General features: G+C 43.4%; 9 protein-coding genes. 1 reads left to right on the forward strand and 8 read right to left on the reverse strand.

The genetic code is table 11. From position 1 onward, the window contains the following. Positions 1-447 precede the first annotated feature (447 nt). The 7 genes from ABJF92_RS00005 to ABJF92_RS00035 form a co-directional block, all read right to left on the reverse strand. Positions 448-1611 carry an MFS transporter gene (locus ABJF92_RS00005; protein WP_446813800.1) on the reverse strand — a complete coding sequence of 388 codons (1164 nt, stop codon included), beginning with the start codon at positions 1609-1611 and terminating at the stop codon, positions 448-450. Between the two features lie 113 nt (positions 1612-1724). Next, on the reverse strand, positions 1725-3014 hold the full coding sequence (locus ABJF92_RS00010) for an NAD(P)/FAD-dependent oxidoreductase (protein WP_446813801.1): 1290 nt from the start codon (positions 3012-3014) through the stop codon (positions 1725-1727). 73 nt (positions 3015-3087) lie between these two features. Next, positions 3088-3537: a YaiI/YqxD family protein gene (locus tag ABJF92_RS00015; RefSeq protein WP_446813802.1), complete on the reverse strand. Its 450-nt coding sequence runs from the start codon at positions 3535-3537 to the stop codon at positions 3088-3090. Positions 3538-3657: 120 nt separating this feature from the next. Further along, positions 3658-5307 (reverse strand): electron transfer flavoprotein-ubiquinone oxidoreductase, encoded by a 1650-nt coding sequence (locus ABJF92_RS00020; RefSeq protein WP_446813803.1) that lies wholly within the window; start codon positions 5305-5307, stop codon positions 3658-3660. 47 nt (positions 5308-5354) lie between these two features. Beyond that, a complete protein-coding gene (locus ABJF92_RS00025; RefSeq protein WP_446813804.1) occupies positions 5355-7124 on the reverse strand; it encodes an acyl-CoA dehydrogenase in 1770 nt (589 codons plus the stop codon). 140 nt (positions 7125-7264) lie between these two features. After that, entirely contained in the window at positions 7265-8332 is a 1068-nt protein-coding gene (locus ABJF92_RS00030) for an AraC family transcriptional regulator (protein WP_446813805.1), read from the reverse strand. 103 nt (positions 8333-8435) lie between these two features. Next, the gene (locus ABJF92_RS00035; protein WP_446813806.1) at positions 8436-8798 is read right to left on the reverse strand and encodes a hypothetical protein; all 363 of its coding nucleotides are present in this window, start codon (positions 8796-8798) and stop codon (positions 8436-8438) included. A 131-nt stretch (positions 8799-8929) separates the two neighbouring features. On the opposite strand from ABJF92_RS00035, the gene ABJF92_RS00040 reads away from it, so the two are divergent. Next, positions 8930-9187: a hypothetical protein gene (locus tag ABJF92_RS00040; protein ID WP_446813807.1), complete on the forward strand. Its 258-nt coding sequence runs from the start codon at positions 8930-8932 to the stop codon at positions 9185-9187. Positions 9188-9209: 22 nt separating this feature from the next. Here the strand turns inward: ABJF92_RS00040 and ABJF92_RS00045 are convergent. Then, positions 9210-11452: Lon protease family protein (locus ABJF92_RS00045; RefSeq protein WP_446813808.1), on the reverse strand; the 2243-nt coding region annotated here is incomplete at its 5' end.

An 11452-nucleotide genomic window follows, 5' to 3' on the forward strand; every position in this document is an offset into this window, starting at 1 on the left:
TGCTGACTTGCTGACTTGCTGACTTGCTGACTTGCTGACTTGCTGACTTGCTGACTTGCTGACTTGCTGACTTGCTGACTTGCTGACTTGCTGACTTGCTGACTTGCTGACTTGCTGACTTGCTGACTTGCTGACTAATAATACTTTAAGCTAGGCATTGTCTAAGCTAAATGCTCAAATGCTCAAATGCTCAAATGCTCAAATGCTCAAATGCTCAAATACTCAAATACTCAAATGCTCACTATTATTCACCCAAAACAATAAATTGCCATTTTTAATCCACTCATTTTGCTGATGAATATCCTAATGCCAACATTCTAAATCAATAGAATAAATTAGATAAAATTTAGCCATAATTTATTAATAGATTAGCTTTAAGGCTTAGCAAATATCTGCATTAAAAAAGGGTGCCTAAGCACCCTCTTCTTTTAACTAATCCATTTAGGTCTAAGCTACGTTTGTATCAGCGTTCAGCTTTTTGTTTATCAGCACCATGATAAGCCCGATTAGTGATAGCCCTGCTGCTGCGGTGGGAATCCATGCATAGCTAAGGCCGATGCTGATCACCAAGCCACCTAACGCAGCGCCTAATGCATTACCTAGGTTGAAAGCGCCAATATTAATAGAAGAAGCCAGACTTGGCGCCGCCGCCGCTACCTTCATAACCTGCATCTGTAATGGCGGACCACTACCAAAGATAACGGTTCCCCATAGCAATACTGTAATAGCAGCACCAATAACGGTTGTGGCGGTGAAACTAAACACTAACAAGACCAGTACCTGTAAACCCAGAAAAACATACAAGGCTAAGTTCGGCGACTTATCTGTGAGTTTACCGCTAAGGTAATTACCTAAGGTGAAGCCTATTCCAGTTAAGCCCAACATAATAGCAACCGCATTATCAGAAGCTTGCGCCAAGGTCTGCATGATAGGTGTAATGTAGGTGTATAAAGTAAACATAGAGCCTGCACACATAACTGTTGTGGCAAAAGCACGCAATGCAGATGGCTGCATAATGACTTTAAGTTCACTTTTTACATTCACTTTTTCGGGTGGCGCAGTATTCGGCAAGTTTTTATTAAGGCCATACATAGCAACCAGGCCAAGTGCAGCGGTAACCGCAAAGGCTAAACGCCAATCAAATTGCTGACCCAGCCAAGTGGTAAAAGGCACACCGACTATATTAGCAATGGTTAAACCAAGGAAAATGGCAGCAACCGCAGAACCTCGTTTATGCAAAGGTGCAAGATTCATCGCCACCACAGCGCCAATACCAAAGAAGGCACCATGAGATAAGCTGGTGATAACCCGAGAAATCAGAAAGGTTTCATAATTAATCGCTAGCGCAGAAAACACATTGCCAGACACAAAAATCATCATAAGAATCAACAAGGCTGTTTTATGACTGTATTTGTTAAGGAACAAAGTGATCAACGGCGCGCCAACCATAACACCTATGGCATACGCACTGATCAACATACCTGCCGCAGGTATAGAAGCTTCTACGCCTTCTGCAATAACGGGTAACAAGCCCATCGGCATAAACTCCGTCGTGCCTAAGCCAAATGTTCCTAAGGCTAGGGCAAAAATACCCCATTGATATGCTTGCATGTACTCTCCATTATTTACTGTGTGTCGCGATATGATGAACGCAAAAAAATAAGCCAAGAATAATTCTTAGCTTATTTGAGTTAGATGTCTAAATTGTGATTTTTAGCGGCAAATTAATGCAGCTTAAGTTTTGGCTTTACTACCTTACCGATTTTCTGTGCTGCCATGATAACAGTGGCTTTTACCCAACCATGAATGGCGATCAAGTGCAGTCTGTACAAGGAAATGTAAACAAAGCGCGCTATACGCCCTTCCACAAACATAGAACCACCTGTTAAGTTACCCATTAAGCTGCCCACGGTACTGTAACTACTTAGATTTACCAATGAGCCGTAGTCTTTATAAACGTATTCTTTTAGAGCTTCACTACGGAAAGAGGCTTTAATATTATCAAATACGAGGCTCGCCATCTGGTGAGCAGATTGGGCTCTGGGTGGAACAAAAGAACCATCAGGTTGTTTGCAAGCACAGCAATCGCCAATCACGTAAATATTATCAAAAGCGGCCGTTTGTAATGTGCCTTTCACTAATACTTGATTACTACGGGTGGTTTCGAAGCCTTTAATATGACCTACGAAATCTGGTGCCTTAACCCCTGCCGCCCAAATCATTAAGTCCGCATCAATGGTTTTCTCATCTGCTGTTTCAAAGCCACCATCAAACGCCTGAACTACGCGAGTACTCTGGCTAATGGTCACACCTAAACGGCTAAGCTCTTTACTGGCCAACATGGCAACACGGTCAGGCAAAGCGGGCAATATGCGAGGGCCAGCTTCAATTAACTCCACATGGACTCGCTTACCAGACATATCCGGCATACCGTAGGCTTTCAACATATCCGCAACATGGAAAAGTTCTGCAGATAGCTCGACACCCGTAGCACCACCGCCGACAATGGCGATTTTAAGCTTTTCATCGGCACCAGCTTGATGAACTCGTAAAAAGTGATTCAACAAAGCCTGCTGAAAGCGCTCGGCCTGTTTGTGAGAATCTAAGAAATAACAATGCTCTGCAACACCTGGCGTACCGAAGTCATTACTAACACTACCTATCGCCATGATGAGAATGTCATAGTCCAGTGTTCTTTCAGGCAAGATCACATGTCCTTTTTCATCAGAAAGAGCATCCAAGGTCAGTTTTTTAGTCTCCCCATCAACATCGATCAGAGTTCCAAGTTGGAATTGGTAATGATGCTTAGCGGAATGAGCTCGGTAATTAAGGCCATCGTTATTGATGTCCAAAGAACCTGTCGCGACTTCATGTAGTAATGGTTTCCATATATGAGTTCGACTGCGATCGATCAAGGTGATTTCAGCTTGACGCTTTTTGCCGAATGCATGACCAAGCTTGGTTACCAATTCTAGGCCGCCTGCTCCACCACCCACAACAACGATTTTTTTCATATTAATCCCCAAAAATTTAAGCTATTTGCAAAACCATGATTAGGGCTTTGCAAATAGCTCAAGAAAGCGACATCTAATAGCGTCGCTTTGCTAGAAGCTTATCCAATGTATTAGCAAAGGCCATTCTATCCTTTTGATTAAAAGTGTCTGGTCCCTGGGTTTGGACGCCAGAAGAGCGCATTTGCTCCATAAAATCACGCATGCTAAGACGTTGGCGGATGTTCTCTCGAGTATACAGCTCACCACGTGGATTAATGGCCAAGGCACCTTTTTCAATCACATCTGAAGCCAAAGGGATATCTGCTGTGATCACCAGATCATCCTCATTGATTTGCTCAACAATATAATTATCTGCCACATCAAAACCGGAACTGACAACTTTACGCTCAATCCACTTAGAAGGCGGGATAGCGATGGCTTGGTTCGCTACCAGAATACAAGGTATTTCTACTCTTTCTGCAGCACGAAATAAAATGGTTTTTATGACGTTTGGGCACGCATCTGCATCGACCCATAGGCGCATAATTCTCTCCTTTTAAGCAAAGGGCTATTATCAAACATGCCACTGGCTAAATCCAGTATTGAGTATAAAGAAAAGGGCCACAATATTGTGGCCCTTAGTGGTAAAAAAATGATATTAAAATCACATATTTGGGTAATTTGGCCCGCCTGCACCTTCTGGAGTTACCCAAGTGATATTTTGAGACGGATCTTTTATATCACAGGTTTTGCAGTGCAAGCAGTTTTGCGAGTTAATCTGCAGTTGTGGCGTTTCGTCACCCTCAATAATTTCATAAACACCTGCTGGACAGTATCGTTGAGCGGGCTCATCGTATATGGGTAAGTTTTTCGATATTGGCAAATCCGCGTCTTTGAGTTTGAGATGGCAAGGCTGATCCTCTTCATGGTTGGTGTTTGATAAAAACACCGAAGACAAACGATCAAAACTCAATAAACCATCCGGTTTTGGGTAGTTCGGCGCTTTATGCTGGTCTGCAGGTTCAAGAGTTGCATGATCTGGTGTGAGATCCTCAAAGCGCAATGGCAAGCTTCCCGCAAAGATATTTTGATCCAACCAGTTATAGGCGCCACCCCAGAAAGTCCCCAACTTGTGCATCGCTGGTACGAAGTTTCTAGACTGCTGCAACTCTTGGCCTAGCCAAGAATTGGCTAGCTGAACATCGAAAGATCGAATAATTTCATCACCCTGCTCACTGCCTAAGGCTTCGATAATGGTTTCTGCGGCGAGCATACCACTCTTCATTGCGGTGTGGGTGCCTTTGATTTTAGCGGGATTTAATGTGCCTGCGTCACAGCCAATGACCAAACCGCCAGGAAAATTCATTTTAGGTAATGAAGACCAGCCACCTTTCGCTATGGCTCGAGCACCATACGAAACACGCTTAGCGCCTTTAAGGTGTTCCGAGATTAACGGGTGGTGCTTGTAACGCTGAAACTCTTCATAAGGGCTTAAGTGTGGGTTTTTGTAGTTTAAATCCATGATTAAACCTACCACCACCTGATTGTTTTCTAAGTGGTATAAGAAACCGCCGCCACTGGCTTCTTTACCTAAAGGCCAACCAGCAGTATGAATCACTGTACCTGGCTTACTTTGCTCTGCCGGTACGTCCCATAGTTCTTTGATGCCAAGCCCATAATGTTGCGGGGCTTGGTTTTCATCCAGCTTATATTTAGCGATAAGCTCTTTACCAAGATGTCCTCGACAGCCTTCGGCAAACACTGTGTATTTTGCTTTAAGCAGCATTCCGGGCATGTAGCCTGATTTTTCATCACCGTTAGCGCCGACACCCATGTCTCCAGTGATGATACCTTCCACTTCACCTTGTTCGTTATACGCTAAGCTGGCGGCGGTAAAGCCAGGAAAGATCTCAACGCCTAAAGATTCGGATTGCTCTGCCAACCAACGACATAGGTTTCCTAAACTAATAATGTAATTACCGTCATTGTGTAAGGTTTTTGGAACCATCCAGTGGCTCATTGCAGAAGATCTATCGGCACTGGACAGCCAATGTAATTCATCAACATTGACCTTGGTATGCAGTGGCGCACCAAGCTCTTGCCAGTTTGGGAAGAGTTCAGATAAGGCGGTGGCTTCCACCACAGCACCCGATACTATATGGGCACCAATTTCTGAGCCTTTTTCCACTAAGCAAACGCTCAGCTCTTGCTCTCTTGCTTGCGCTTGTTGCATTAAACGACAAGCAGTAGAAAGTCCCGCTGGTCCACCACCAACGATGACTACATCAAATTCCATCACTTCTCTATCAGTCATATGCGCCTTCCAATTCTTTATAATTATAATGTTAGCTCTTGCCAGATTTAGCGCTCAAAACTCGATGTCGTTAAATCCGCCATTGAATCCTGCCCAGATGCAATGGTTTGGGCGTGCATGTGAGCACGAGGCAACACATGATCACAATAAAAATTAATTGAGTGCAGCCAAGAGTTTTTTTGCTCTTCACCCATTTGTTGATTTTCTAAGCATAGTTTTTGAGCTCTAATCTGTAACCAGCCACCGATCACATAGCCACACATCATCATGTAAGCATAGGCTGAACCTGTCCCTTCATTGGTGTCACGCTGCATTATATCTAAACAGTTTTTAGTCGCATGACGTGCCACAGCAATAGAGCTAGTCAGTTTTGCCACATTGCTTTGTAGGGCCTCTTGCCCATAATTTTTCAGCTCTTGCTCCATCTCATCGAGCAAAAAGTACATTTGTTCACCTTTATCAAAGTGTAACTTACGTCCGATAAGATCAATGGCTTGTATACCGTTTGTACCTTCATAAATAGGTAGAATACGAGCATCTCTTGCGTGTTGAGCAACACCAGTTTCTTCAATAAAGCCCATTCCGCCATGGATTTGAATGGCCAAAGAAGTGATTTCTTGAGCTTGCTCAGTGATCCAACCCTTTACAATTGGTGTGTATAGAGCGGTGCGTTTAATCGCAGCCTGCTGAACTTCTCCAGAAGCTAAATGAGACAGATCATTCTCTACGGCGGCAAGGTAAATGAGGCTTCGCATCGCATCAATTTGAGACTTCATCATCATTAACATACGACGTACATCCGCATGCTCAATAATGGCAGCTTTACCGGATCGGTCAGCATTCATACCTTGCTTGCGCTCTTTTGCATAGCTTAATGCTTGCTGATAAGCCCTTTCCGAAATGCCAAGACCTTGCAAGCCTACGCCTTGTCTAGCGTTATTCATCATAGTGAACATGGCTTTTATGCCTTCGTTGGCCTGCCCTACTAGATAACCAATGGCTCCTGCTTTATCACCAAAACTCATGACACAAGTCGGTGAGGCATGAATGCCCATTTTATGTTCAACTGATACTACCTGAACATCGTTACGTTGAGCAGGCTGACCATTATGATCCAGTAAGAATTTCGGCACGATAAATAATGAAATCCCCTTCACTCCTGCAGGGGCGTCTGGAAGACGTGCCAGCACCAGATGAACTATGTTGTCACTCATCTGATGGTCACCCCAAGTGATAAATATTTTTTGCCCTTTGATTTTAAAGTGGTCCTCTCCGGGTGTTGCTTTACAAGCGATAGCGGCGAGATCAGAGCCTGCAGCAGGCTCAGTCAAGTTCATGGTTCCAGTCCACTCACCTGTTAGCATTTTAGGAATGTAACACTGCTTCAGTTCTTCACTTGCATGGGACTCAATCGCTTCGATCGCCCCTTGACTTAACAAAGGGCAAAGTGAGAAAGCCAAGTTAGCGGCTTGAACACCTTCATTCACTGCGGTTGCTAAACTTGAAGGCAAACCCTGCCCACCAAACTCTGGGTTACCTGCAAGTGCTAACCAGCCTGATTCTCGGTAGGTGTGGAAAGCTTCTTTGAAACCATCTGCTTCATAGACCTCACCTTGGTCTACGCGTGAACCTTGCTGGTCACCTGAAGCGTTAATTGGAGCAATGACTTGCTCACTTAATTTACCCGCTTCACTTAAAATGGCGTCTAATAATTCAGAATCTAATGGCTCTTCTAAATAGGGGGATAAGCGTTCAAGTTTAGCGATAGACTGCAGGCTAAATTGAATGTCGTTTTGCGGATATTGGTATTCGCTCATTTTTTATTCTCCAAATTATTATCCGAGCGGATGATGACTTATAGAATGGTAAAATGGAGCGAATCACTCAATAACATTTCTAGCCTATATTTCTGACAAATACATTCACTAGAAAATTAAATGGTTTGTTATGTGGTGGTTTAAGAGGTTTTCATGCCTTTGTCAAACTTCAAATATTCCTCACTTTTACGGTATTCACCTGGTGTCATACCGGTCCATTTTTTGAAGGACCTAAAAAACGCACTGGGTTCGTCGAAGCCCATTAAGCCTGCGATATCATTAATACTTAAACGTGGCACATTCATATAAGTAATGGCCGCTTCTTTACGTGACTCATCTTTAATTTGTTGGTAAGACGTTTTCTCTTCGTTTAATCGACGTCTTAGCGTGGAGACACTCATATTTAGCCCGCTCGCCACTTCGTCGGCACTGGGCATTTCGCGGGAGAAGTCTTTTCCCAAGATCGCCATCACTCGAGATTTCAAGCTGTTATCGTTTTCTACCATGACCAATAATTGATATGGTGCGGTTTTCAAGAAGCCTCGTAAGCTATCTTCTGTTTGTACTATAGGCATATCTAAGTAACTGGCAGGAAAGACCAATGCATTAGCATGTTGGTTAAACTTCACTTCCGATTGAAACAAGGTTTTATCGTATTCCACATCATCTGGGCGCTCGCTGGTGAAATAAGCCGCTTTTAAGGCAAGACGTCGCCCAATTAACCAGCATATAAAATGATGCCACATGGACAAAGTAGTTCTCAGCTGCTCCTTCGACTCAGGCTTTAGAATGCTTTCAGCTTCGTCGTGCATAGATTCAATAGGAGCAAAGGTCACCAAAGCAAAGCGGCCTTTCTTAATCAGCACTGGTTTGATGGTGGGGCCACGACAAATTTCATAAAAATCACTGCAACGATACAAAGCATGGGCCAGCGAGCGTGCATGTATAATACTTAAGCACATCATCCTAAACGCACCGTTCGGAACTTTACCGCCACTTAGCATACCAAATGATTCGTCTTGCATTAGCCACATGATTTTTTGGTAAAGCATGCCGTATTGATAAGCAGGAAAACCTTGCCCTTCAAGAAGGTCTTGTTCGTGAAGGTCTAAACTTTCTAATAACGCCTTCCTATCAAGCCCTTGGTTTTCAACCGCTTGTAATAAGTAACGTACGCTTGACATAGGAACGGTGACTTTATCATTCATAAAATACTACTTAAGTAAGGAATAGGTCGATCTGCCTGACAATTTTAAAAGCATAAAAAAAAGGCTGCAAGCGCAGCCTTTATTTTTAAATAACACGATAAGCCTACTGTTCTTCTGAAAAAGCGGACAATAGCTCATCGGAAGACAAGGTATCTGTGTCAGGGTCAATGCCATGCTGCTTGATTTTTAATGCAGTGGCTTTTTTTGCCTCATGCTCTTCATCAACAGGTTTAACGAAGACAAATCGTCTAGGGCGAGTTGCTACAGCCGCCTCTTCTTTTTCAGGAAGCAGACCTAATCTTTCAAGTTTTTTGTGTGCTTGATCTTTGCGAGCTTTCGCTTTTTTAGTCGCAAAACGACGAACTGATGAAGCTTTACGAGCTTTATTTTGCTCTTTCATCATTTCTTTAGAACCGGTTTTACCCAGTTTGCCACGCATAGTGCGTGATTTTTTAGTACGAGCCATAATTTCCTCTCTCTATCGCCGCGCATTGTAACAGCACATAGTGATAAGATCACCTATTAGTCAAGCAGTTTACCCATGATAAAGTACAAATGGATCTTCTCGTGTCAAAAATAGCGCATTTTAGTGTATTAATGAGTATTTTTATTAGCACTGCAAGTTTTGCTGAATGTATGGATCTGGCGGCCAAACAGGCGGCAGACCGTGTGGCCGAAAATTATTACCAAGGCAGAGTATTCAAACCGGGTATGGTATTAAAGAAGCATTTACCTAGCTATCGAAAAGAGGTGGTCAGCTATATTCAACGTGGCGAGTATTATTACAATGTATTTTTGTGGGTAGATCGCGAGTGCCAAGTACAAATTATCAAACAGAGTAAGGGCAAATATTAACCCTTACTCTGTCGATTAAAGACTAAGCTTTAGAGGACCCTTTTTTGTCTTCCTCTGTTTTCTTTTCGGCGTCTTCGTCTTCTTCTTCGTCATCCTCTTCTTCGCCTAATTTGGAGATTTCTTCTAGGCGCAAAATAACTTGAGCGGACAAGGTTCCTTCTGGGTATTCACCCTCTTCATTGGCAACGCCTGGCTCTATTCCAGTCAGTAAATGTAAGGCCTCATCTGCTGTTGCAATCGGATAAACATGAAATAAGCCGGCTTCTACTGCGTCGATGATTTCATCGTTTAGCATCAGGTTATTAGCATTGGATTTCGGTATGATAACCCCTTGCTTACCAGTCAACCCTCTGGCATTACAAACGTTAAAGAAACCTTCAATTTTCTCATTCACACCACCAATGGCTTGCACTTCACCGTATTGATTAAGTGAGCCTGTGATCGCTAGGTCTTGGCGTAATGGCACTTGAATCAACGCAGACAATAAACAGCACAACTCTGCTGTCGATGCTGAATCTCCGTCTACATAACCATAACTTTGCTCCATTGCGATGGAGGCAGAAATGTCTAGCGGGTAGCGCTGAGCGTATTTATTACCCAAATAACCTGACAGAATCAACACCCCTTTGGAGTGAATATTTTGACCGAGGTTCGACTCACGCTCGATATCAATGATACCCTTTCCACCTGGGTGAACTGTCGTTGAAATACGTGCTGGCGCACCAAAGCTACTGTCACCAATTTGCATGACTGTGAGGCCATTGATTTTACCTACTGCAAAACCGTCACTTTCCAGTAGCACTGTACCTTCGAGAATTTCCTCAATGATCTTTTCACTGACTCGACCAGTACGGTGTTTTTTTGCTTTTAAGGCACGAGCAATGTGGGACTGTGTAATCAAATCGTCCTTGGCCATTTGGCGAACAAAATCCGCTTCGCCAAGCAATTCAAACACATCACCAATCTTGGCGGCCATTTCCCTTTGATGCTCAGCTAAACGGCTGCTGTATTCGATTAATGCAGCTACGCCATCTCGACTTACATTGGCATATTCTTCTTTGTCGACTCGATCTTTCATAAGACGAGCAAAGGCAATTTCAGATTCTTTGTTGCGCTTCAGCGTATCATCAAAATCCACTAAAACACGGAACATCTCTTGAAAGTCAGGGTCCGCGTCTTGTAATAAATAATATATCTCGCGAGAACCAATCAACACAACTTTCACCTGCAAAGGTAAATCTTGGGGAGACAGGGTCATGGTATTAGTCAGACCCATGTCTGCATAAGGGTGTTCGATTTTTAAGGTTTTATTTTTGAGGGCGCGTTTTAAGGCTTCCCATAAATAGTGATCTGTCAGCAATTTCTCTGCATCTAGAATCAAATAACCACCATTAGCGGCATGTAAGCTACCTGATCGAATTAAGCGATAGCTGGTGATTAACATACCTTGATCACTACTGTGTTCTACCTGACCAAATAAATTACGGTAAGTAGGATGTGGCTCATAAACTACGGGCTGGCCGCTATCGCCATCATGGGTCACCGCAATATTCGGTAAATAAAGCTCTTCGTATAACTGACGACGGGCAATCTCATCACGGTTTTCGCTGGCTTTATCATCCGCCATTTGGTCAATAATCACCTTATCTAAATCCGCACGCATGGCTTTTAGATAGCCTGTTACCGCTTCATCAGAATGGTATTTATCAAACAAAGCTGACATAAGTGGGTCTAGGGCTTGTTGTAAGGTGTTAATGTTTAACTGACGTATTTGCTCATATGTTGCCCGTTTCCACTGAGGGAGACTCAAGAGTTCATCATTTAGCATACCTTCAAGGGTAGAAACCCCTTCTTGGAAAATGTCTCTTTCTTCATCGCTTAATGCGGCAAATTCGTTCTCCTCTAGGGCTTTACCGTCTTTCATTGGAGCGAAGCTGACAGAAGAGGCATCACGAAACATGGCAACACCAACTTTTACTGAAACACGCTCAACTTTGTTTATGGCTGCTTCGTACTGTTCGTTGAAAGCGCGATCTATCACACCTTTTTGCTGCTGATAGCTAGTGTCTTCAAAGGCGGCAGGAAAAGTCACCATAAGACCGTCAATTAAGGTGCGTATCTCTTGTTCAAATACAGCCGCTAAACCAGGTGCAAACTCTAATGCTTTTGGTCTATGGCTTTCTGTGAAGTTGTTTACGTAAGCCCATTCTGTTGGTGCATTACATCGCTTTGCTTCACTTTTCAAATAGCTCATTACGTAGGAAG

This window comes from Marinomonas sp. (genome assembly GCF_039940335.1).
GTDB lineage: Bacteria > Pseudomonadota > Gammaproteobacteria > Pseudomonadales > Marinomonadaceae > Marinomonas.

What these genes read in the sequence shown, in the direction of transcription:
- ABJF92_RS00020 (WP_446813803.1), bottom strand. Translation starts at nt 5,307, where the DNA reads ATGACTGATAGAGAAGTGATGGAATTTGATGTAGTCATCGTTGGTGGT.
- ABJF92_RS00010 (WP_446813801.1), bottom strand. Translation starts at nt 3,014, where the DNA reads ATGAAAAAAATCGTTGTTGTGGGTGGTGGAGCAGGCGGCCTAGAATTG.
- ABJF92_RS00025 (WP_446813804.1), bottom strand. Translation starts at nt 7,124, where the DNA reads ATGAGCGAATACCAATATCCGCAAAACGACATTCAATTTAGCCTGCAG.
- ABJF92_RS00035 (WP_446813806.1), bottom strand. Translation starts at nt 8,798, where the DNA reads ATGGCTCGTACTAAAAAATCACGCACTATGCGTGGCAAACTGGGTAAA.
- ABJF92_RS00030 (WP_446813805.1), bottom strand. Translation starts at nt 8,332, where the DNA reads ATGAATGATAAAGTCACCGTTCCTATGTCAAGCGTACGTTACTTATTA.
- ABJF92_RS00015 (WP_446813802.1), bottom strand. Translation starts at nt 3,537, where the DNA reads ATGCGCCTATGGGTCGATGCAGATGCGTGCCCAAACGTCATAAAAACC.
- ABJF92_RS00040 (WP_446813807.1), top strand. Translation starts at nt 8,930, where the DNA reads ATGAGTATTTTTATTAGCACTGCAAGTTTTGCTGAATGTATGGATCTG.
- ABJF92_RS00005 (WP_446813800.1), bottom strand. Translation starts at nt 1,611, where the DNA reads ATGCAAGCATATCAATGGGGTATTTTTGCCCTAGCCTTAGGAACATTT.